This is a genomic window from Bacillus sp. FSL W8-0920 (genome assembly GCF_038593215.1).
GTDB lineage: Bacteria > Bacillota > Bacilli > Bacillales > Bacillaceae > Bacillus > Bacillus pumilus.
Window position 1 is genome coordinate 300,448 of record NZ_CP151974.1, and the last position, 23,471, is coordinate 323,918.

Below are 23,471 nucleotides of genomic sequence, written 5' to 3' on the forward strand. Positions count from 1 at the left end.
CCGCCCAATTAGCCGGCGGATGTTTTTTGTTCGTAGCGGTGTGCGGCTTTGGCTGGTTTGCCGAGCAGCATCGGGTACTTGCTCAGGAAGGAGATACACGGCACCATAAGCAGCAATGTCCCAATCGTGTAAAAGAGAGTCCAAGAGAGCTGCGCTGTATCTGCAATATTGATACCAAGTCCATAATAAACAAATGCTTTCATGATATCGATGCCGGCAAACTGCAAGACAAGAATAACAATGGAATTTCGACCGAGATACGTCAAAATAGGGGACGTTTTGAATTTGAAACTTAAATAAATCACAGCAGCTGAACCGAGCAACGCACATGCATAGAAAAGAAAAAGATCACCATAGTCATTCACGCGCATATCAATCCGCGAATTAAAGCTTTGCATATAAGCCGTCAGTACAAGCAGACCTGTACAAAGAAGAAGGGTTGGGTCTGTTTTTAATTCCACAAACCATTGCTTTGTCAAAAATCCGATTGAATAAAACACAACAGCCGTCAAGGCGACATTGGCATTCCACGGCAGACTTTGGTCTAAAAGCAAGGTTGAGGCATATCCAGCACCTCCGCAAAGGACGGTCAGTAAAATCAAGACAGCAGGTTTCCCTTTTGTCAGACGGTACATAAAGAAAAAGATCATTTCCACTAAAAAGAGCGTCGTTAAAAACCAGATGGCTGGGTTATGCGTGAGTCTAGCTTCATCTGCATTGGATATAAAAATACCTGTAAACGGAACGAAAGGGTCAATATCCGTTTGTCCCTTAAAGGCAAAAAAACGAGTAACGGTGAACCAGAAAACATACGTAATGATGGAGAAATAGAGATAGGGCAAGAGTAAGCTCTTGGCTTTCTTCTGAATAAATGACAGAGCAGGGCGTGAGGATGATCGAAACATCATGCCTGATAGTAAAAAGAAAAGCGGCATATGAAAAGAGTAAATGAATTGCTTGAGCGGATCTAGAATGGGCACATGTGCCATGACTACGAGCAGAATACCAATCCCCTTAGCTGCATCGACCCATTCGAGTCTCTTATTCATGGCCTGTCATCTCCTTCCTTCTAGCGTCGTAAACGTGTCTTTCATATGTACCTCTACTATATAAAAGGTACACCCCTTATGCGTTTACAGTTCGCTAACGATTAGAAGACACATTTGCGATCAGATGACAGGCGGAAGGATTTTGACATCTTGATGTTACATTTCCCATTTCAGATCGTTGACAAAGGGCTAAAATGATTTTATTTCAGCCCTTTGTCTTCAAAATAATTCGGCAATTCGTTTGAAGGAGCGTTGTTTTTCGATCGGATCAAATGAATTGTTTAAAATCATGATGTCATCCGTTTGATAGCGGTCCATCAAGCTAAGTAATTGCTCTTTCACCGTTGCCTTTGAGCCGACGATCATCCGCTGGCGGTTTAGTAACACTTTTTTCTTTTCCTGCGAGGTGTAGTGATAGGTACTGGCTTCTTCTATAGAAGGTACGCGGCTGTCTAGTCCTTTTTCAACACGCAGCAGCCATAAATCTGTACTGCTGGCGATCCGTTCGGCCTCTTCATCGGTTTCACCACAAATGACAAACACGGCAAACATAGCGTGCGGATGGGTGGAAAAGACAGATGGAGAAAAGTGAGACCGATACGTCTCAAATGCTTGTTTGCCACGTGCAGGGTGGATAAAGTGACCAAAAATATAGTTGATCCCAAGTTCCGCTGCCTGCACGGCACTATTTTCTCCTAGACCAAGCAGCCAAACTGGCGGACGAGCATCAACAAGCGGAGAAGCCTTGACCCCTGCATGCGGGTGCCCAGAAGGCAGGCTGTCTGATAAGAAAAATAGAAGATCCTTCAGCTGGCGGTCAAACTGAGACAGGTCTTTATGCACGCCGTCTGTCAAAGCCAGTCTCGTCCTTTCAATCCCGCCCGGAGATTTACCGACACCGATTTCAATTCGTCCAGGATACAGAGCCTCAAGCTGCCGCGTGACCTCTGCTACTTTCAAGGGGCTGTACTGCGGAAGTAAAATGCCGCCAGACCCGGTACGTAAGGTCGATGTATGAGCGGCAATATGTGCCATTAATATTTCAGGTGCTGTACTAGCGAGCCCTCTTGTGCTGTGGTGTTCAGCAAACCAATAACGCTCATACCCAAGCGTTTCCGCAAGCTGAGCCAGCTGCGTTGTGTGAATCAATGTCTCTTGCGCTGTCTGACCTTTGGGAATAGCGACTTGATCTAATATGTGAAGTGATGGCATCATCAACATCCTTTCGATAATACGTTGGATATAAGTATAAAGAAATCCACGGATGGAAGGAAACGAAAGGGTTTATCCTTTGATCTCATGCTTTATCTTTTCTATATCAACATATGAAACCACTTCAATACGCTATTTATCAGCAAGAGCTGTGGACAAGAATTTTCGACAATGTTTCACATGAAACACTTCATTTACGACATGAACCATTTTCAACATGGATCTTTCGTTAAAAAAATATCATCTGTTTGAAACCTATCTTGAACGTAGATCGTATATACTAGTAAATAGAAAAAAGAGTAAGAGGCTCCAATGTCATTTCATGAATTTTGTCGAATTTTCATGTATGATGATTTTAATAGGGTCCATCGCTTAATAAATAGATTTTTATTATGCTGGAGGAGTGATTGATTTGGCGATTACATTAGAAAAAGGTCAACGTATTGATTTAACAAAAGGGAAGGCAGGACTAACGAATATCCTAGTTGGACTTGGCTGGGACCCTGTATCACAAGGCGGCGGATTTTTAGGAAAGCTGTTTGGCGGCGGAGGCGGCGCTGATATTGATTGTGATGCTTCAGTGCTCATGCTGAAAAATGATAAGTTTACGGAAAATAAAGATTTGATTTATTTTGGCAACTTGAAAAGCAAATGCGGCAGTGTCGAGCATACAGGTGACAACCTGACTGGTGAAGGAGACGGAGATGATGAACAAGTCCTCGTCAACTTGAGCAAGGTGCCGGGCAATGTGAATAAATTGGTGTTTGTTGTGAACATCTATGATGCACTAAGAAGAAATCAACACTTTGGTATGATTCAAAATGCGTACATTCGCATCGTGGATCGTTCAAACAATCAAGAATTAGTGAAATATAATTTAAAAGATGAGTATGCAGGGAAAACATCATTAATCGTCGGAGAGCTTTATCGTCACGAGAATGAGTGGAAGTTTGCGGCTGTTGGGGACGGTACAAATGATGCGAAGCTTGCCGATATTACGAGAAACTACATTTAATTAGAAGGGAGAGGTTCCTAGTGGGAATTTCTTTAGCGAAAGGTCAAAAAATTGATTTAACAAAAACAAATCCAGGTTTAACAAAAGTGGTCGTTGGTCTTGGCTGGGATGTCAATAAGTATGACGGTGGACAAGACTTTGATCTAGACGCAAGTGTATTTCTTTTAGATGCGGCAGGTAAGGCAAGCTCACCATCTGATTTTGTCTTTTACAATCAAACAACTGGCGGTGGCGGCAGTGTCGTACATACAGGCGATAACCGCACTGGTGAAGGTGACGGAGATGACGAGCAGGTCAACATCGACTTATCAGCTGTACCAGCGAGTATTGAGAAGATTTCATTTGTCATCACGATTCATGATGCAGAAGCGCGCAGTCAAAATTTCGGACAAGTCACGAACGCATATGTGCGCATTTTAAATGCAGCATCAAATGAAGAGCTCATTCGCTATGATTTGGCGGAGGACTTTTCAATTGAAACAGCGATTATTGTAGGTGAATTATACCGTCATGGCGGAGAATGGAAATTCTCGGCTGTTGGATCGGGCTATCAAGGCGGACTTGCCCGCATTGCAACAGACTTCGGTTTAGATATCGGGTAACGACCCGTTTTCATATTTTCAGGAGACAGGAGAGATACGAATATGGCGATTCAGCTTTCAAAAGGACAACGTGTCGATTTAACAAAAACCAACCCAGGACTGACGAAAGTGATGATCGGTCTTGGCTGGGATACGAATAAATATTCTGGCGGAGCCGAATTTGATTTGGACGCTTCGGCATTCTTAGTGGATGCAAACAATCGTTGTCAGCAAGACACAGACTTTGTTTTCTATAATAACCTTCAGCACCCAAGCGGCAGTGTCACTCATACAGGTGATAACCGGACGGGTGAAGGAGATGGAGATGACGAGCAAATTCTCGTTGATTTCTCAAAAATTCCTGCTAACATTGATCGTATCGGAATTACAGTGACGATTCATGATGCAGAGACGCGCAGCCAGAATTTTGGACAAGTCTCAAATGCATTTGTTCGTGTTGTAAATGAAGAGGGCGGGGAAGAATTGATTCGCTTTGATTTAGGGGAAGACTTCTCAATTGAAACGGCTGTCGTAGTGTGTGAATTGTACCGACACGAAAGCGATTGGAAGTTTAACGCGATCGGAAGCGGATTCTCTGGCGGACTTGCAGCTCTTTGTCAAAATTATGGGTTAGAAGTATAAACGAGAGAAACAAAATTCAAGAGGCGCTGCCAATGACTCATATGAGGGCCTTTTCCAAAGTGAGAAAGAAACAGCGATCAAGAATAACAGCAGGCGAAAGCCTGCTGATGCTTCTACACTTATAGGAGGAAAACCAGTTGGACATTTTGAAACATATGTTGGACACGTATGCCTCGTTTTTTGATTGGCATATGTGGGCAGAGGTATTAACAAACCCTGTCTCTTGGGGGCTCATTGGGACCCTTGTTGTGCTTGAAGGATTGTTATCAGCAGATAACGCACTTGTATTAGCTGTCATGGTGAAACATTTACCAGAAAAGCAGCGTAAAAAGGCATTAACCTACGGATTAATTGGCGCTTATTTCTTCCGTTTTCTATTCATTGGCGTGGGGATGCTGCTTATTAAGTTCTGGTGGATTAAGGTTCTCGGAGCTGCATATTTAGCATGGCTTGTCATTAAGCACTTCTGGTTAGGTGACGGCGATGACGAAGCGAAGGAATTGAAAAAAGAAGGCTGGATGATTCGCGTATTTGGCGTGTTCTGGGCAACCGTTATTTCTGTGGAAATTATGGACCTTGCCTTCTCGGTGGACAGTATTCTTGCGGCATTCGCTGTATCTGAGGAAGTATGGATTCTTCTATTAGGCGGAATGCTTGGCATTCTCATGATGCGTACAGTAGCACAGTTATTCCTTGTCCTCATTGACCGTATCCCAGAGCTTGAGAATACCGCGTTTATTCTCATCGGGATTATTGCTATCAAAATGGGCTTAAGTGCTGCACATATTGAAATTCCGCATCTTGCATTCTTTGCGATTATTATTCTAGCGTTTATCGGAACGTTTATTGTTCATAAAATCAATAAGAAGAAACATCAAGATGTGACAAATGAAGCTGCGGCTTCAAAAGAAGAATAGGACGATCAAAAAGGAATGGAGTTGAACTAGCGGCTCCATCCTTTTTTGAATCATCAGGTTATTGATTTTCTCTAAACAACAGGAGGTGGCACAGCATGCGGTATTTCCGTTTTTTATCAGAGGCGAGGCAGCACGATCTTTTTTTCAAGCGGCCGGGGGCGATGCATTCACTGACACCGAGGCATGTACTTGCGCATGCATTAGGTGCTACTTTGTATATGCCTGCGACAAGACAAGATATAGCAGATATGCTGCTGTCGCAGAAATATGAAGCGCTTTGCTCTGTTGTATTTTGCTTGGAGGATGCCATCGGTGATCAAGAAGTGGACATGGCTGAACAGAATCTAGTGGCACAACTGGCCAGTCTCAAAGAGAAAGTCACGCATGCGCCTGAAACGGCTGAACATTTGCCTCTTATATTTATTCGCGTTCGTTCGCCGAAACAGCTGCTCAAAATGGCAGACTTGCTCGGTTCCTCTCTTCAATTACTTACCGGTTTTGTGTTCCCGAAGTACTCGGTTCATAATGCGAAGGATTATTTGGACAGTCTGAAACAGGCATCGTCCCAAACGCAGACAACACTTTATGGGATGCCCATTTTGGAAACACCTGATTTACTAGAAAAAGAAACAAGATATACGGTGTTGTCAGAGTTAAAGCAGATCTTGCTGAATGACGAGGAATATATTTTGAATATTCGCATTGGGGCAACAGATCTTTGCGGTTTGTACGGGATTCGCCGTGATCGTGACACGACCATTTATGAAATTAATTTGATTGCTGATCTGATCACAGATATCATCAATTATTTTGGCCGTTCCTTTGTGGTATCAGGTGCTGTGTGGGAGCATTTTGGCCCTGCACGAAAGGAACAAAAGCCATTCATCCGGGCACTTTCTCATAAGAGTGGTGAATCGTCTTCATCTGAATTTGATGACGTACAAGGTTTACTCAAGGAGACAAAACTCGATGTGGCTAACGGCATTCATGGAAAGACGGTCATTCATCCAACACATCTCAAGCCGGTTCAAAGCATGTATGTTGTGACGAAGGAAGAGTATATGGATGCATTAAGCATTCTTGAACATGCAGACGGCACAGTTGGCGTAATAAAGAGTACCTTCTCTAATAAAATGAATGAAACGAAGCCCCATTACAGATGGGCAGAGCACATTTTAATGAAGTCAGATATTTACGGGGTGTTTCATGAAAATAGAAGCTATATCGACATACTCACAGAAACAGAAGCCGCATACGCTGAGCATCTTGGAACATATGGAAGTTGAGCTTGTTCTCAAAGAAGGTGCGCTTCAGCTAGAAAAAGAGCATCTTTTTGACATGGCTGCAAGGGTGAACAAAAAAAGAGCCTTTTTATTCGTTAGTAAGGTGCTCGGTAAGCACATTCCTGTTCATCCAGTAAAACCGCTCCTTGTCTCGGGACTTTTAGCCATGGCGTATGCCAAAGAGCAAACAGGCAAGACGTCTCCATATCAAGAGCTTTTAGTAGAAGCACTCAAGACGGATGACCACACGGTATTAACTAAAGCCTACGAAGCGCTCAAAAAAGAGAAGCTTTCAACAGGAAAACAGCCGATCGTGATCGGCTTTGCAGAAACAGCCACAGCTCTTGGTCACGGTGTGTATGACGTATTAGAAGGAGCATCTTACATTCATACGACACGTGAACAGCTGCTGGATCTTGATCCTTCATTGGTATTTGAAGAAGAGCATTCGCATGCAACGGATCAGCTTTGTTATGCAGACGAAGCATTACTTCGCACAAACCGTCCCATCGTGCTAGTAGATGATGAAGTCACGACAGGCCGTACGAATATCAATATCATTCGGGACCTTCATGCAAAGCATCCGCGGCATTCTTACACGATTCTTTCTATTTTAGACTGGCGGACAGAGGAGCACGAGAAAGCCATGTGTGAGCTTGAAAAGGAGCTTGGTATTCACATCACCTCATTGTCTTTATTAAAAGGGCAAATGGTTTTTCGAGGCAAAACGCTCGATGAACCAGCTTATTCGTATGAGATAGCTGAGCAAAAGGATCTGCCAAGTCTCTCTGTTCACTCCCTTCAATCTTTCTTTCAGCAAGAGCCATATGCACGTTCTCATGCAACCAATTCGGCTGGTCATTCGCCATATATACATGAAACGGGTCGTTTTGGTTTAAACGCAGCAGATACGGCAGCCATCGACCAAGCAGCTGCAGAGGCTGGGCTTCAACTAAAGCAGGATCGCAAAGGAAAACAGACACTTTGTTTAGGAACAGGTGAGCTGATGTATGTGCCGATGAGAGTGGCTGCACATATGGGAGAGGGCGTTCTCTTTCATTCAACGACGAGAAGCCCAATTCATCCGGTTGAAAAGGATGGATACGCTGTTCAAAACGGGTTCACCTTTGTGAGTCCAGAGGATGCTCGAATCCAGCATTACGTGTACAACATACCAAAAGGTCAATACGATGATGTATTTCTCTTCTTTGAGAAAAAGGTCTCTCAGGAGGCATTGCTTCCGCTTGTTCATTTATTTGCCGAGCGGCATGTGAAGCATGTGCATATTGTGACTTTATCAGACGAGGTGAAGGTGAATGGCTAATGTGTATACAAAGATGGGAAGCTATCCAGAGCAGGATGTAACCTTCTTACTCAAAGATTTATCATCCATTGAGATGGAGAAAAGTACAGAGGAGCGGGAACGTTCGATTCAGAGTGGTGCGCATTATTCAGAAATGCTGCCGATTGAATATAAACCAACCGAATCTTATATGGATTTATTCTATGAATCTCTGAAAGAAAGTAAGGAGAAGGTAGCAGAAGCAGTAGCTGTTGTAGCAGAACAGATTGTGAAAAAGCGAGGCTTCCAAACGGTGCTTTGCAGTTTGGCTAGAGCGGGAACGCCGATCGGGGTACTTATCAAACGATATATTCGAAAGACATATGGTCTTGAACTGCCTCATTACAGCATCTCGATTATTCGTGATCGAGGAATAGATGAGAATGCGCTACATTATATGCTCAAGGAACATCCGGGCTATGAGATTGCCTTTATTGATGGATGGACCGGAAAAGGTGCGATTTCGAGAGAGCTCCAAAAAGCGGTGATTGATTTTGAAAGAAAGTACGGTATTCGTCTTTCTAGTGAACTAGCTGTACTCGCTGATCCTGGCTATTGTACACATGTCTACGGAACGAGAGAGGATTTTCTCATTCCAAGTGCTTGCCTGAATTCGACTGTATCTGGACTTGTTAGTCGTACGGTACTAAACAACCGCTGGATCAATGCCGATGATTTCCATGGGGCAAAATATTATGAAGAGCTGCTTGAAGAGGATGTATCCAATCTGTATGTGGATACAATCGAAGAAGCATTTTCTAGCCTCGAACCGAATGTAGAAGAGAAAGCAGAAACCATCCTCACGCACGGAATGCCTGCGGATTGGCGAGGGATGGCGTCCATTGAAGCGATCGGTCAGGAGTTTCAAATTGAAAACACCCATTTGATTAAGCCGGGTGTTGGTGAGACGACTCGTGTGCTGCTGAGAAGAATCCCTTGGAAAATCTTGATTCAGCCTGGGTCTCAGGAGAAGCTAAAGCATATTTTGCTTTTGGCAGAGGACAGAGGCGTTCCTGTCATTGAATATGCCAATATGTCCTATACGTGCTGTGGACTCATTCGTCCGCTGGAGCAGACGTCATGAAGACAAGTGCGTTTGCCAGCGATTTAGACCGGACACTGATTTACTCACACCGAGTGCTGGATCAGTATGAGTATGAAGGAGATTATGATTTAGTTGAGATGCTGGATGAACGTCCGCTTTCCTATATGTCGGTTGAAACGAAGAAGTCTTTGCAGATGATTCATCAGTTAGGCTGGTTCATTCCAGTGACGACAAGAACGACCGCTCAGTATGAACGGATCACCTTCTTTCAGCAAGAGCTCAAACCGGAGTATGCCATCACGACAAATGGGGGCTGTATCCTTCATCACGGCAAGCCGCTTGAGAATTGGCAGGTCATCGTTGATGAGAGGCTCAAAGCGTGTATGTCAGTCAGAGAGATGCTAAGAGCCATCTCCGAACTTCCAGTTGCCGCATGGGTGAAGCGTACCCGGACAGCAGAGGGAAGATTTCTTTATTTGATTATGAAAGATGAGTATCTGTCTCGCATTCCACTTGCTGAATTGAAGCAGTGGGGCGAGGAGAGAGGCTGGCAGGTGTCTCTACAAGGACGGAAGCTTTACTTTATTCCGTCACCGCTCAATAAGTGGGATGCTGTTGCTTTTCTAAAGGAGCGGCTGGAGCTTGAATATGTATACGGTGCGGGTGATTCCCTCTTAGATGCAGGTCTCATTCGTCAGGCAGATATGGGCTTTGCCCCAAGGCATGGAGAAGTGCTCGACTTTGATCCATTGCTTGAGCCGACAGCAGCATCTGGCATGGCAGCAGCAGATGAAATCACCGCTTGTGTCATGAACCAGATGACGACCGCAAAAAAGCCTTCGATTCGATAGCAGAAGTAGAAGGGTGAATGATATGATAGTAGTAGCTTTCGAGAAAATATAGGAGAAAGGAAGGAGCGGCGTGAGTTATAAAGAAATCAATGTTAACCAAACACGGGCGGAGCAGGAAGCCTGGAAAAACGTGCTGAAAAAGCCGCTCCCTGAAAGAGACGGTTATGTAAAGGACGAGCATACATTGTCCTTGCCGCGTCTCGCCGCCCGGGTCCTTGGAACTCCGCATGATGCAACCGATTATTTTATTTATTTACATGAATTATATGAAACAGATGGCGTTCACATTTTAAGTGAAACGCTCAATCGTCATATTGAGCCGGAGCATTTTCAAGCGCTTCAACGCATTCATTTGATTAACCAAGAAGAAAAGGGATTATCTGTGAATCGCTTTGTGGCTTTCTTAGATGGTGAACAGCTGATTGTACGCCATCCAAACCCTGTGATGAACCGGCATATCCGCCTTTCATTGATCAAGGTGTTTGAGCATTTCAAACAGCTGCATGAAGGGGGATTTCAGCATCCCGATTTCCGCCGGGTACTCCTGGATGTAGTGAAGTTTTCAAATAATCATCTAGGTCCATGGCTGAAGGAAGTCAATATAGAAGAAAAAATGCCGGCTGTCATTTGGTATGGAGAGGCGAATAAAAGTCAGCTTTATTTTCTTTACTATGTCATGCTGATTGGCTGTGATGTTGTGCTATTTCATCCAGAGGGCGAGGATTCGTTCCGCGAACTAGATCCAGAAGAAAAGCTGACTTTTATTGATCAGTATCCGGGGACTTCAAAGCTGGAACCGTTCCCTACTGAAAAGCCTGAGAGGAAGTCAACGGTGGCGTACCGCTCGACAAGAGAGCTTGAAGAGGTGCTCCACACGGAAGATTCAATGCTGTATAAGCCTTGGCAATTCAGAGATCATACTCCTCATTCTATTACGCTGAAGACAACGTATGATGAGCTGTTTTTAATTGCAAAGGAACGTTCCTTTATCCGCCCTAATTTTCAAGCAGACCGCGACACGATACAGATTCCGAACCTCTTTGCGAAAATGATGGGAGTCACACGAGACAAGCGTGAATACTGGGATCGTATCCACACGTTAATGGAATGGAAAGAGACGAAGACCATTCGCCATTTTCCTTTTACGAAAGAAGTGTCTTCGAATTATCAATTTCATTATCAGCATGCCCTTTCGTCTGCTGGAGAGATTGATCCTGAATTATTAATGAAAAGCAACGTGTGGCAGTTTTCTCATCTATATGAGGGGACGCAGCGTGCGATAGCAGAGGCGATATCTCGAATCTGTCAGCATCCGAAGCTATTAAAAGAAGGCAATGAGACTGAATTAGATGTCCGTATTTATTTATTCAAACAGGTACTGCATATCGGCCAGGAGCTCATTGAACTCATTCAAACCTTTGATTATGCACAAACCGTACCGAAAGTGATTTTATATCATACGGAATATAATGGTGAGCTGACTCGTTCTGATGCGGCTGCCCTGATTTTTCTAAATGAAATGGGTGTGGATCTCTTCGTGTATCATCCGGCGGGATACCAGTGTATTGAGCGGTATATAGATGACCAATTATTTGATACCCATTGGCTTGATGAGATGGTTATGAACCAGGAGTTTAAAGAGCCGTCCATCGTTAGAAAATTATTTCAATCCATTAAAAACAGATAAGGAGATCAAAGCTTATGACAAATACAAACGGAAATGACATCATTTCAATTGATAAAGAGGAAATCTCCATTGAGAAGGCAGACGATATTCGCGTTCAGCTTCGAAATGAACCAGAAGTGCAAAATATTGCGAGACAGATCGATGCGAAAAATCAGCTGGAGCTGCTTGAATACGGAAAACAGCCGGCCGTTGAAATCTCTAAGTTCTCTGATCGTATTCTTTCGATGATGCGTTCAACTAGTGTCACTGACTCAGGAACGATGCTGACGCAGCTTGGAAAAATTATGGATCGTTTTGATAAAAATGATTTTGACGAGCCAAAGGGTGGTTTACTGTCAAAAATCTTTAAACGCGGCGGCAGCATGATTGAAAAGATTTTCAGTAAATATCAAACGCTCGGTGCAGAGATTGAAAAAATTAATGTAGAGATCAGTAAATATAAAGACGAAATGACCAAATCGACTGTGACGCTTGAAGAAATGTATGAGCATAACATTCAATACTATATGGAGCTTGAAAAGTATGTCGTTGCAGGTCAAATGAAAATCGAGGAATTAAAGCAATTGGTTCCTTCTTATGAAGAAAAAGCAGCTAGTGGAAACCAGCTCGCACAAATGGAGCTTGATACACTTCGTAACGGCATTCAAGCGTTGGAAGAGCGTGTATATGACCTTGATATGGCACGGATGGTGGCTCTTCAAACAGCACCGCAAATTCGTTTGCTGCAGCGTGGGAATACGAAACTAATCGGTAAAATCAACTCAGCGTTCATTATCACGATTCCGATCTTTAAAAATGGCATCATTCAAGCTGTGACAGCGAAAAGACAAAAGCTTGTGGCTGATTCAATGAGTGAGCTGGATAGAAGAACAAATGAAATGCTGAAACGAAATGCTGAAAACATCTCAAGCCAAAGTGTAGAGATTGCCAAATTGTCTGGACGTCCAAGTATCGACATTGAAACGATCGAATCTTCCTTTAATACGATTGTACAAGGGATGAAAGAGACAAAACAGATCGAAGAAGAAAACAAACGATTACGCGAAGATGGAACAAAGCGTATGCTTGAATTGCAAGATAATATTAAGCGAGCTGCCCTAGAGTCCTAAAAAATAAGCTGTCTGTAACTAAAGTTGCAGGCAGTTTTTTTAATATTTTAATTAAAATTTGAATGAAAAAGGTTTCTATGTGACCATTTTCGGGTAAATCCTGTTCAGGGGAATGGTTCACCCATGTTTGAAAAAGTCCGCTATGGTGAGGATTTGAGTTATTTTTTAGCACAATTAGGAATTTCAAGTAAAATATTGTCTGATGAGAGGAAATACCCCGTAAAATATGTTGTTTATGAAGCATTCTATAGGATTTACGAGTAATACGGCGTATAAACTCTAATCACCAGACCTCTTATATGGAATTCATACATATTGTGCGGAAATAAGCGAATTCTAAAGATTGTTCGCATCATAACGCTTATGTTACGGTTATAAAGATGCTAATTTGGAGGGAAAATATGAATTCTGAAGAGAGAAATATCAAAATCAAGATAAATAATGTATCTAAAATTTTCGGTAAAAATGCTAAAAAAGCAACTCAAATGCTTGAAAAAGGAAAAACAAAAAGAGAGATCCTAAAAGAGACCGGCGCAACAGTTGGTGTCAATCGAGCAAATTTTGATGTGTATGACGGCGAGATATTTGTCATCATGGGGCTATCAGGGAGCGGAAAGTCCACACTTGTGCGGCTGCTAAATAGGTTAATCGAACCAACCTCCGGCGAAATATATATTGATGGGGATATGATAACAAATATGTCAAAGGATCAATTGCGTGAAGTCAGACGGAAAAAGATCAGCATGGTCTTCCAAAACTTCGCATTGTTCCCGCACCGCACCATTCTTGAGAACACAGAGTATGGTCTTGAATTACAAGGTGTAGACAAAGAAGAGCGCCACTCAAAAGCGCTTGAATCTTTAAAGCTTGTTGGACTTGAAGGCTTTGAAGAGCAATATCCAAACCAATTAAGTGGTGGGATGCAGCAGCGTGTTGGATTGGCACGTGCATTAGCAAATGACCCTGACATCTTATTGATGGATGAAGCATTCAGCGCACTCGATCCATTAATTCGTAAAGACATGCAGGATGAATTGCTTGAGCTTCACACATCTGTAGGAAAAACGATCATTTTCATTACCCATGATTTAGATGAGGCGCTTCGGATTGGCGACCGCATTGTGCTCATGAAGGACGGGAATATCGTCCAAATCGGAACACCAGAAGAAATTTTGATGAACCCATCGAATGAATATGTTGAACGTTTCGTTGAAGATGTCGACCTTTCTAAAGTATTAACCGCTGGTCATATTATGAAACGTGCAGAAACAGTCCAGCTCGACAAAGGGGCACGTGTTGCGCTCACGCTCATGAAAAACCTTGGAATTTCGTCAATCTATGCAGTTGATAAGAAAAAGCATTTATTAGGTGTTATTTCTGCACAAGCAGCGAAAAAGGCGGCAGAAATGGGAGCATCGCTTGAAACTGTTCTTGATAAAGAATTCACGACAGTATTGGAATCTACGTATTTGACAGAAATCTTTGATGCAGTGTCTGATGCGGCAAACATTCCAATTGCCGTTGTCGATGAGAAAAACAGAATGAAGGGTATTGTGGTCAGAGGTGCATTAATTGGTGCGTTATCAGGTAATGATGAGTATATCAACATGTCTTCTAACAAGCTTGAGGAAATTAAAACACAAGAGCCTTCTGCACAGGAGGTAGAATAAGATGTTTAGTATGAGTGATTTACCTAGAATTCCGTTCGCGGATTACATCGATCAATTTGTTGACTGGTTAACATTAACGTTTGGCGGTTTCTTTGATGGCATCACAAATGGATTAGCAGGTACAGTAAATGGAATTGTGGCAGTACTTGGTGTGATTCCATCCATTATTTTAACCCTTATTTTTGCCGGCATTGCTTGGTGGATCAGTACAAGAGGAATTGCTCTTTTCACACTTATTGGATTCTTGCTGATTGACTATTTAGGCTACTGGCATCCAATGCTTCAAACCCTTGCGCTCGTTTTAACAGCTGTGGTCATTTCCATCGTAATCGGGGTTCCGATCGGTATTTGGGCATCACAGAAGGAAACTGTGCGTAAAATTGTGACACCGATTTTAGATTTAATGCAGACAATGCCTGCATTCGTTTATCTATTACCAGCCATCTTCTTCTTTAACATTGGCGTTGTGCCTGGAGTTGTGGCATCGGTTATTTTCTCTATGCCGCCAACGATTCGTATGACGATTCTCGGTATTAAACAAGTACCAGCTGATTTAATTGAAGCAACAGAAGCATTTGGTTCAACGACATTCCAGCGTTTGTTCAAAGTTCAGCTTCCACTTGCAACAAAAACCATCCTAGCTGGTATTAACCAAAGTATCATGCTTGCTCTATCAATGGTCGTCATTGCGGCAATGGTAGGTGCACCAGGACTTGGTTCAGAAGTATATAGTGCGGTAACGCAGCTGAAAACAGGAATTGGATTTGAAGCAGGTATTGCCATTGTCATTGTGGCAATTACACTTGACCGTATTACACAAAACATTAAAACGAAAAAAACCAGGGGGAATGCTTAATGTGGAAAAAGTCTCTCTACATTGGGATGACCGCCCTGCTTGTCTTTTTACTAGCCGCTTGTGGCGCAAAGTCGGACTCAAATGCGAGTGCAGCACAGCAGGTGAATAAAACCATTATCGGCATTGATCCCGGTTCAGGAATTATGGCGCTAACGGATCAAGCCAAAAAGGATTACGGCTTAGAGGATTGGACGGTTGTGTCTGCATCAAGTGCAGCCATGACTGCAACGCTCAAGAAATCTTACGACCGTAAAAAGCCAATCATCATCACTGGCTGGAATCCACACTGGATGTTTTCTCGATATGATTTAAAATATTTAGAGGACCCAAAGAAATCTTACGGTGAAGCGGAAGAGATTCATACGATTTCACGTAAAGGGTTTGCAAAAGATCAGCCAGATGCCGCCAAAATGCTTGGTCAGTTTAAATGGTCTCAAGATGACATGGGCGAAGTCATGATGGATATCCAAGATGGTATCAATCCAAAGGATGCCGCCGTTAAATATGTGAAGAAACATAAAGACCAAGTAGCGAAATGGACAAAAGGCGTGAAAAAGTCGAATGGTGACAAAGTCAATCTTGCCTACGTTGCGTGGGATAGTGAGATTGCAAGTACCAATGTTGCTGCAGAAGTACTGCGTGAGCTCGGATTTAAAGTGACCTTGACTCAGGTGGAAGCAGGTCCAATGTGGACAGCAATTGCAACTGGAAGTGCGGATGCCTCGTTATCTGCTTGGCTGCCAAATACGCATAAAACGTATGCAGCGAAGTTTAAAGGGAAATATGATGATCTAGGCACAAGTATGAAAGGTCTTCGCATGGGTCTAGTTGTTCCGACATATATGAAGAACGTCAACTCGATTGAGGATTTGAAAAAATAGCCAATTATGATGAGGTTCCCTTATAATAGAAGGGAGCATATGAAAAAGCAGTCTGCTCAAAAAGCGGCTGCTTTTTTCTTATATATAAGGAAGGTGGACGAGTTGTCGATGATGGTTAAGCCAATCATGATTTTCCTGCATGGCGGAGGAGTAAGTAGCTGGATGTGGCAGGAGCAGATAAAAACATTCAAAGAAGCGTATGAATGCTATACGCCTGACCTCATTGGTCACGGGACTAGAGCAGATGAACAGTCCTTTTCCATGCGAGAAAGTGCTCTTGAAATCATCTCATGGATCAAGCAGCATACGCACGGACATAAAGTAATACTCGTTGGCTTCTCTCTAGGTGCACAGGTTGCCGTTGAGGTGTTATCAAAAGAGCCTGACATCGTAGACATAGCCGTCATCAATAGTGCTCTTGTAATGCCGCTGCCATGGCTTTACTTGATGGTGAGACCTCTTTTACCTCTTACGTATCCATTATTAAAGAAAGATTGGTTTATCGAGCTCCAAGCTGAAAAAATGGGGCTTCCAAACGATGTACTCAATCACTATGTGGCGGATTCGAAGAATTTGCAGAAGAAAACCCTTCTGACGATGTTTCAAGAAAATCTCCATTACAAGCTCCCAGACACGTTTCAACAAGCGAAGGCACGAATTCTTGTCACAGTGGGGGAAAAGGAAAAAGGCATCATGAAACGATCAGCAAAGAAAATAACGAATTCACATCCGCAGGCAGCAGGTGTCGTCGTTCCCGCTATTGGACATACATTTACGTTTGAGAAGAAAGAACTGTTTATGGATATGGTTCAATGCTTTATAGAGGAACGCGCATTACCAGTGGAATTAAAGGAAATCAAGTAACCGAAAGTAAAGACAGGCATAAAAGAGGCAGCCAAATCTTAGAACCTATATGATAGAGGTATAAAACGCTTACAGATGAGCTACTGTCTGACTGAAAGCTCATGAGACGTAGAAGGAGGAGCTATGAGTAAAAACTATATCATATTCGGTGCAAGTCAAGGATTAGGGGATGCTTTTGTTAAAGGTCTTCCTTCAAGCGGAGATACAGTTTGGATTGTGTCTCGAAGTGAACCGAGCAGTTTGAAATTAGATGACGGTGTACATAGAATTTGGCTGAAAATTGATTTATCAAGCCAATCTCATATCCCATACATGATCGAAGCATTGGGGGACAAAACCATTGATGTCCTGATCTATAACGTCGGCTTATGGGAAAAACGAGGCTTTGAAGATGATTATTCATTTGATCACGATCAGACAGAGGATATCGCTCATTTAATCAATGTGAACGTCACGTCTACGATTACTTACATCCAAGCACTGCTTCCGCACGTAAGAAAATCGGAGAATGGAAAAATCATCGTGATTGGTTCGACGGCGGGACTTGATCATACAAACCTACCGCAAGTTTCTTTTGTTGCATCTAAATTTGGCCTGCGCGGAATTGTGAATGCACTAAGAGAGCATGTGAGAAAAGATAAAATATCTGTCACCTGTATTAATCCAGGAGAGCTGGCGGCAGAGGTACCATATGAAGATGGTGCCGAAAAAGCCATCGCTCTATATGATGAAACGAGAATTCCTGTACAGGATATAGTAGAGCTTGCGAGATGTGTGATTCATTTATCAAGGGTATCCTGTGTAAAAGAAATCAACGTCCCAGCCATGACAGATTTGAATGCGTAAAACAATCAGACCACCCGTTTAAAGAAAAGACGGGTGGTTTTTTGATTTTATGATGAATGCTGCTGAAGGGTTTGATAAACAGCTTCAGTCAAAATTTCAATGCCGGTAAAAATAGCAGAGCGGTCGAATGTCATATACGGATGATGTAGACCCGGCTTTAGATCACAGCCTAAACCAAGCATCGTGGATTTGATATGCGGAACCTTTGCTGCATAAAAGTGAAAATCCTCTCCGCCTGTCGTTACGATCGGAGGATCAAGCTGTTCTTTCCCTAAAATCTTTTCAATGGCTTGAGACATCATCTGAACGGCTTCCTCATTTAAGGTAGCGGCAGGCAGACGATGATCTGTTGAAAGGGTAATGGAAGCGCCAAAGGCATCCGCTACAGCATGTACGGCTCTTTCAATTTCTTTTTCTAGTTCATCCATCACTTCATTTGTTTGTGCTCTGACATCTAATGTAAAAGAAGCTTTGCCGGGGATGATGTTTGAACTACCTCCGCCAGCATGTAGGTTGGTCATTTTCACAGAATGTGCAACTCTTGGGTCGACATGAATATGCGCGAGTCTTTGCACGAGGGTAGAAGCCACTTCAATGACGTTGACCCCTAGATGCGGGCGTGCACCGTGGGCTTCCTCACCAATAATTGTGCCGATGTAATGATTACTCGATCCATGTAAGATCGCAGGTGCGCAGCGTCCGTTTAATGTTTCTTGAATTGGGCGCACATGCACTCCGTATAAGTAATCAACGTCTGCTAGCACACCTTTTTCAATCATTTTCAGCGCACCGCCGCCTTTTTCCTCAGCAGGCTGAAAAATGAAGCGGATGGTGCCGTTTGGGAGCTCCTTTTCTTTTAATGCCATGAAGGTACCGAGTGCCATTGTCATGTGTGCATCGTGACCACATGAATGATTGGCTTGAAACTCACCATCTACTTCCTGCCAAAGTGCATCAATATCGGCTCTCACAGCGACCACTGGTGAACCTTCTCCCATTTCACCGATCACTCCTGTACAGTCGTCAAATGTTCGAGTTTGACAGCCCATTTTCTTTAATAAGTCCTCAAGATAAGCCGTCGTATTCGTTTCTTCCCAGCTGATTTCAGGGTGGGCGTGCAGGTGATCAAAGATGTCTTTCACCGTTTGCTGCATGTCGTTTGTCAAAGTTGTCATGAATAGCCTCCTTGCTGACAGAAAATCTGTCAAAATATTCTTTTAGTGAAATAATATTGATCTTAAATATCATCAGTGTTTATAATATAACACATCATTTGATTATTCAGAAAATTAAGTGAAATTCCAATCGGGACAAAGGGGTTTTGACACATGAAAACAGCAGCAGTATTACCACCAGAGAAACAAAAAAGAAAACTTCAAATGCCGGATGCGTATGTTCTCTTATTTATCATTGCGCTCATTTGTACCGTTGCAACGTATTTTGTGCCAGCAGGTGAATTTGACCGAAAGACGTCAGGGGAAATTACAACAGCTGTTCCTGGCAGTTATCACCGCATTGATCAATCACCCGTAAGTCCAGTGGGCTTTTTTACAGCCATTCAGGAAGGGATGGTAGGGTCTTCTTCTATTATTTTTCTCATTCTATTTACTGGTGGAACCATAGCCATTTTGGAGAAAACAGGTGCCATTAACGGAATGATTCACCATGTCATCAGCAGATTTCAAACAAAGCAATTATTGTTTATTTGCATTGTTGGAGGATTATTTTCAGTGCTTGGAACGACCGGAATTGTCGTGAACTCTGTTATAGGATTTATTCCAATCGGGATCATTGTGGCAAGATCCTTGAAATGGGATGCTGTGGCAGGAGCTGCGGTCATTTATATCGGCTGTTATGCCGGGTTTAACGCAACCATATTGTCTCCATCTCCACTGGGGTTATCTCAGACGATTGCAGAGCTGCCGATTTTTTCTGGCATTGGCCTGCGTGTCATTATTTATCTTTGTTTTCTTATATCTAGTATTGTGTACATCTATTTATATACAAGACGCCTAAAGAATAAAGAGAAGGGAAGTCTTCTTGGAGATGAATGGTTTCCTGCGAAGGGACTTGGCGGATCTGATGCAGAATCTGTGGACAAGCCTGCATTTACGGGCAGGCATAAGCTGATTTTAGCAGTGTGTGGATTGTCTCTTGGGGGCTTCTTATATGGCGCGCTTCAGCTTGGCTGGACCGATAAGGAAATGGCAGGAGTCTTCATTTTCATGGCCATTGCTGCTGGATTGCTTGGCGGATTAGCAGCTAATGATATTGCGAAAACGTTTATTGTCGGCTGTCAAAGCCTTGTTTACGGCGCACTCATTGTTGGGATGGCACGCTGCATTTCTGTCATTTTGGAAAACGGTAAGCTGCTTGATACTGTGGTTAATGGCTTGGCGAGTATGCTGACAGGATTTAGTCCAATTGCTGGTGCGATCGGGATGTATATTGCGAGTGCACTTCTTCACTTTTTGATTTCATCAGGATCAGGAGAAGCGGTTGTCTTTATTCCAATTCTTGCGCCGCTGGCTGACTTAATGGGCATCACAAGACAGGTCGCTGTAGAAGCGGTGATGCTTGGTGAAGGGGTGGTTAACTGTATCAATCCGACGTCAGGTGTGCTCATGGCTGTGCTTGCTGCTAGTGGTATTCCTTATGTGAAGTGGCTTCGTTTTATGGTGCCTCTTGCGCTCATTTGGTTTGTCATTGGCCTTGTCTTTATTTGCATCGGCGTGATGATCAATTGGGGACCTTATTAACATGTATAAAGCTGCTGACAATGGCTTGGCAGCTTTTTTCTTGTGGAAATATGCATGGAGACAGCGCTTTGAAAGCACAATAAGTGTGTTCACAAATTCGCAACATATTTTTTTTCAGAAACCCCCTTGAAAAAGTTTGTGAAGTGTTGCACAATAAGAATGTGAAATACTTCACATACGAAAAACAACCTAGTTTTACTCTGGAGGATGAGATAAATGACAAACGAAAAAGTAAACAAAGTAGCACTTATTGGAGCAGGTTTTGTAGGTAGCAGTTATGCCTTTACATTAATAAATCAAGTGATCACAGATGAATTGGTTGTCATCGATTTGAATCAAGATAAAGCAATGGGTGACGTCATGGATTTAAACCACGGGAAAGCATTTGCTCCGCATCCGGTGAACACATGGTATGGAGATTATGAGGATTGTAAGGATGCGGACATTGTGTGTATCTGTGCTGGAGCGAACCAAAAGCCAGGTGAAACGAGACTTGACCTTGTTGAAAAAAACTTAAATATATTTAAAGGCATTGTAGACAATGTGATGAAAAGTGGATTCGATGGTATTTTCTTAGTCGCCACAAACCCTGTTGATATTTTAACATATGCGACTTGGAAATTCAGTGGACTGCCAAAAGAGCGAGTGATTGGCAGTGGAACTACACTTGATACTGCAAGATTTAGATACATGCTTAGTGAGTACTTTGACGCAGCGGCACACAATGTGCATGCGTACATCATTGGAGAGCATGGGGATACAGAGCTTGCTGTTTGGAGTCATGCGAATATCGGAAGTGTACCGATTACAGAATTAATGAAGAAAAATGATCAATACAAACAAGAAGATTTAGATGAGATGATGGAAAATGTCCGTCATGCCGCTTATCAAATCATTGAGAAAAAAGGCGCTACTTACTACGGCGTAGCGATGAGTTTGGCCCGCATAACAAGAGCGATTTTGCACAATGAAAACAGTATTTTGACTGTCAGCACTTACTTAGATGGAGAGTACGGAGCAGAAGATGTCTACATTGGTGTACCTGCCCTTGTGAATCGAAATGGCGCAACAGAAGTGATAGAGCTTGCACTGAATGATACAGAAAAAGAACAATTCGCGCACAGTGTGAATGTGTTAAAAGAGATTTTGGCTCCTCATTTTTAATCAAAAGCAACCTATCTGAGCAGAAAAGGATGAATCACTATGTGGCAGCAAATATATAATCCGTTTGGTAATGAGTTCGTGAGTGCATTGGTAGCAATGCTTCCAATTTTGTTTTTCCTACTTGCATTAACCGTATTTAAGTTAAAAGGTGTTTTAGCCGCTTGTTTTACCTTAATCGTCAGTTTTGTAACAGCGGTTTTCTTCTTTCATATGCCAATTGAAAAAGCATTATCTGCTGTGCTGCTCGGTATATCTAATGGGCTGTGGCCTATTGGATATATCGTCATCATGGCGGTGTGGCTCTATAAAATTGCTGTGAAATCTGGTAAATTCGATGTTATTCGTTCTAGTATTGCAGGAATCTCTCAAGATCAACGTCTTCAGCTCTTATTAATTGGTTTTAGTTTTAACGCATTTTTAGAGGGAGCCGCTGGGTTTGGTGTACCGATTGCGATTAGTGCCGCTCTCTTAACAGAGCTTGGGTTTAAACCGCTGAAAGCTGCGATGCTCTGCTTAATTGCCAATGCTGCGTCTGGCGCATTTGGTGCTGTGGGTATCCCAGTCATTACAGGGGCGCAAATGGGCAATATGACGCCGCTTGCATTATCTCAAACCCTTGTGTTTACGATTCCGTTTATTTCATTCTGTATTCCGTTCCTACTCATTCTCATTGTGGACGGATTCAAAGGGATTAAAGAAACGCTCCCTGCCTTGCTTGTTGTGAGTGGAAGCTATGCCATTTTGCAAGCTGTCACAATGGTGACAATGGGTCCTGAGCTTGCCAATATTATTTCAGCTTTAGCAAGTATGGGGATTTTGGCTTTATTTCTTCGAAAATGGCAGCCGAAACATATTTATCGTGAAGAAGGGGCACCAGACATTGAACAGAAACAAACGTATCGCGGCGTTGAAGTGCTGAAAGCATGGTCTCCATTCTATATTTTAACTGCCGTGATTACGGTATGGAGTCTACCAGCATTTAAAGCATTGTTTGCTGTAGGAGGCCCGTTCAACTGGACAACCATTTTAGTAAAAATGCCATTTTTGCATCAGCAAATTGTGAAATTACCACCAATTGCACAAACAGCAACACCTATTGATGCGATCTTTAAAATTGATGTGATCAGTGCAACGGGTACTGCCATTCTGATTGCGGTGATGCTGACAGGTTTGTTTAGCAGACATATTACATTAACAGAAGGCGCTGCTTGCTTAAAAGCATCAGTGAAAGAGCTTTGGGTGCCAGTTCTCACTATTTGTTTTGTCATGGGCTTTGCCAACTTGGCGAACTTCGCTGGACTAAGTTCAGCCATTGGGCTTGCACTTGCCAAAACAGGCGATTTGTTCCCGCTTGTCAGCCCAGTGCTTGGCTGGATCGGGGTGTTTATTACAGGATCTGTCGTGAGTAACAACGCCTTATTCGGTAACCTTCAAGCAGTTACTGCTTCTCAAATCGGCTCTCAAGCAGGTTTGTTAATCGGAGCAAATACAACAGGCGGGGTCATGGCGAAATTAATTTCTCCACAATCTATCGCCATTGCTACAGCAGCAGTTGGAGAAACAGGTAAAGAATCTGAGCTCTTCCAAAAGACTGTGAAGTACAGCTTCATCCTGCTCGGCATAGTGTGTGTATGGACATTCATTCTTGCTCAATTTATATAGGTTTAAAAAAAGACTGAGACAGCTCTCAGTCACAGC

Annotated in this window: 21 protein-coding genes; 18 read left to right on the top strand and 3 right to left on the bottom strand. The window is 42.9% G+C overall.

Annotated elements, in window-relative coordinates; all coding sequences use genetic code 11:
- Nucleotides 1-8 precede the first annotated feature (8 nt).
- Both NSS78_RS01675 and NSS78_RS01680 read right to left on the bottom strand, forming a co-directional pair.
- Nucleotides 9-1,049 carry an acyltransferase family protein gene (locus NSS78_RS01675; protein WP_342468269.1) on the bottom strand — a complete coding sequence of 347 codons (1,041 nt, stop codon included), beginning with the start codon at nt 1,047-1,049 and terminating at the stop codon, nt 9-11.
- 219 nt (nt 1,050-1,268) lie between these two features.
- Nucleotides 1,269-2,261 carry an LLM class flavin-dependent oxidoreductase gene (locus NSS78_RS01680; RefSeq protein WP_050943307.1) on the bottom strand — a complete coding sequence of 331 codons (993 nt, stop codon included), beginning with the start codon at nt 2,259-2,261 and terminating at the stop codon, nt 1,269-1,271.
- Nucleotides 2,262-2,673: 412 nt separating this feature from the next.
- Here NSS78_RS01680 and NSS78_RS01685 point away from each other — a divergent pair, with 412 nt between their 5' ends.
- From NSS78_RS01685 to NSS78_RS01755, 15 genes are all read left to right on the top strand, one after another.
- The gene (locus tag NSS78_RS01685) at nt 2,674-3,276 is read left to right on the top strand and encodes a TerD family protein (RefSeq protein ID WP_044139240.1); all 603 of its coding nucleotides are present in this window, start codon (nt 2,674-2,676) and stop codon (nt 3,274-3,276) included.
- Between the two features lie 20 nt (nt 3,277-3,296).
- Nucleotides 3,297-3,878: a TerD family protein gene (locus tag NSS78_RS01690; RefSeq protein WP_003217119.1), complete on the top strand. Its 582-nt coding sequence runs from the start codon at nt 3,297-3,299 to the stop codon at nt 3,876-3,878.
- Nucleotides 3,879-3,920: 42 nt separating this feature from the next.
- Nucleotides 3,921-4,499 (top strand): TerD family protein, encoded by a 579-nt coding sequence (locus NSS78_RS01695; RefSeq protein WP_003216935.1) that lies wholly within the window; start codon nt 3,921-3,923, stop codon nt 4,497-4,499.
- Between the two features lie 137 nt (nt 4,500-4,636).
- Entirely contained in the window at nt 4,637-5,416 is a 780-nt protein-coding gene (locus NSS78_RS01700) for a TerC family protein (protein ID WP_012008834.1), read from the top strand.
- A gap of 95 nt (nt 5,417-5,511) precedes the next feature.
- Nucleotides 5,512-6,702 carry an HpcH/HpaI aldolase/citrate lyase family protein gene (locus tag NSS78_RS01705; RefSeq protein ID WP_212046242.1) on the top strand — a complete coding sequence of 397 codons (1,191 nt, stop codon included), beginning with the start codon at nt 5,512-5,514 and terminating at the stop codon, nt 6,700-6,702.
- Nucleotides 6,692-8,023 (top strand): phosphoribosyltransferase family protein, encoded by a 1,332-nt coding sequence (locus NSS78_RS01710; RefSeq protein WP_212046292.1) that lies wholly within the window; start codon nt 6,692-6,694, stop codon nt 8,021-8,023. The genes NSS78_RS01705 and NSS78_RS01710 overlap by 11 nt, the downstream gene beginning before the upstream one ends.
- Nucleotides 8,016-9,125 (top strand): cysteine protease StiP family protein, encoded by a 1,110-nt coding sequence (locus tag NSS78_RS01715; RefSeq protein WP_212046241.1) that lies wholly within the window; start codon nt 8,016-8,018, stop codon nt 9,123-9,125. Before NSS78_RS01710 ends, NSS78_RS01715 begins: the two co-directional genes overlap by 8 nt.
- Nucleotides 9,122-9,937, top strand: a complete 816-nt coding sequence (locus tag NSS78_RS01720) for an HAD family hydrolase (protein WP_106032919.1) — start codon at nt 9,122-9,124, stop codon at nt 9,935-9,937. Before NSS78_RS01715 ends, NSS78_RS01720 begins: the two co-directional genes overlap by 4 nt.
- Before the next feature lie 70 nt (nt 9,938-10,007).
- Nucleotides 10,008-11,624, top strand: coding sequence for a YceG family protein (locus NSS78_RS01725; protein WP_003217097.1), 1,617 nt, complete (start codon nt 10,008-10,010; stop codon nt 11,622-11,624).
- A 14-nt stretch (nt 11,625-11,638) separates the two neighbouring features.
- A complete protein-coding gene (locus NSS78_RS01730) occupies nt 11,639-12,733 on the top strand; it encodes a toxic anion resistance protein (RefSeq protein ID WP_003217200.1) in 1,095 nt (364 codons plus the stop codon).
- Nucleotides 12,734-13,134: 401 nt separating this feature from the next.
- Complete coding sequence (gene opuAA, locus NSS78_RS01735; protein ID WP_003216978.1) at nt 13,135-14,403, top strand: glycine/proline betaine ABC transporter ATP-binding protein OpuAA; 1,269 nt, start codon at nt 13,135-13,137, stop codon at nt 14,401-14,403.
- Between the two features lie 10 nt (nt 14,404-14,413).
- On the top strand, nt 14,414-15,259 hold the full coding sequence (gene opuAB / locus NSS78_RS01740; RefSeq protein ID WP_034620780.1) for a glycine/proline betaine ABC transporter permease subunit OpuAB: 846 nt from the start codon (nt 14,414-14,416) through the stop codon (nt 15,257-15,259).
- Complete coding sequence (locus NSS78_RS01745) at nt 15,259-16,140, top strand: glycine betaine ABC transporter substrate-binding protein (RefSeq protein ID WP_003217117.1); 882 nt, start codon at nt 15,259-15,261, stop codon at nt 16,138-16,140. The genes opuAB and NSS78_RS01745 overlap by 1 nt, the downstream gene beginning before the upstream one ends.
- Before the next feature lie 39 nt (nt 16,141-16,179).
- Nucleotides 16,180-17,004 carry an alpha/beta hydrolase gene (locus NSS78_RS01750; protein ID WP_137055220.1) on the top strand — a complete coding sequence of 275 codons (825 nt, stop codon included), beginning with the start codon at nt 16,180-16,182 and terminating at the stop codon, nt 17,002-17,004.
- A 123-nt stretch (nt 17,005-17,127) separates the two neighbouring features.
- On the top strand, nt 17,128-17,850 hold the full coding sequence (locus tag NSS78_RS01755) for an SDR family oxidoreductase (protein WP_212046240.1): 723 nt from the start codon (nt 17,128-17,130) through the stop codon (nt 17,848-17,850).
- A gap of 47 nt (nt 17,851-17,897) precedes the next feature.
- Here the strand turns inward: NSS78_RS01755 and NSS78_RS01760 are convergent, their stop codons facing one another.
- The gene (locus tag NSS78_RS01760) at nt 17,898-19,025 is read right to left on the bottom strand and encodes a M20 peptidase aminoacylase family protein (protein WP_106032920.1); all 1,128 of its coding nucleotides are present in this window, start codon (nt 19,023-19,025) and stop codon (nt 17,898-17,900) included.
- A 153-nt stretch (nt 19,026-19,178) separates the two neighbouring features.
- Here NSS78_RS01760 and NSS78_RS01765 point away from each other — a divergent pair, with 153 nt between their 5' ends.
- The 3 genes from NSS78_RS01765 (at nt 19,179) to NSS78_RS01775 (ending at nt 23,435) form a co-directional block, all read left to right on the top strand.
- The gene (locus tag NSS78_RS01765) at nt 19,179-20,609 is read left to right on the top strand and encodes a YfcC family protein (protein WP_137055223.1); all 1,431 of its coding nucleotides are present in this window, start codon (nt 19,179-19,181) and stop codon (nt 20,607-20,609) included.
- 216 nt (nt 20,610-20,825) lie between these two features.
- Nucleotides 20,826-21,773 (top strand): L-lactate dehydrogenase, encoded by a 948-nt coding sequence (locus NSS78_RS01770; protein WP_003217251.1) that lies wholly within the window; start codon nt 20,826-20,828, stop codon nt 21,771-21,773.
- Nucleotides 21,774-21,812: 39 nt separating this feature from the next.
- Complete coding sequence (locus NSS78_RS01775; protein ID WP_003216990.1) at nt 21,813-23,435, top strand: L-lactate permease; 1,623 nt, start codon at nt 21,813-21,815, stop codon at nt 23,433-23,435.
- Nucleotides 23,436-23,471 lie beyond the last annotated feature (36 nt).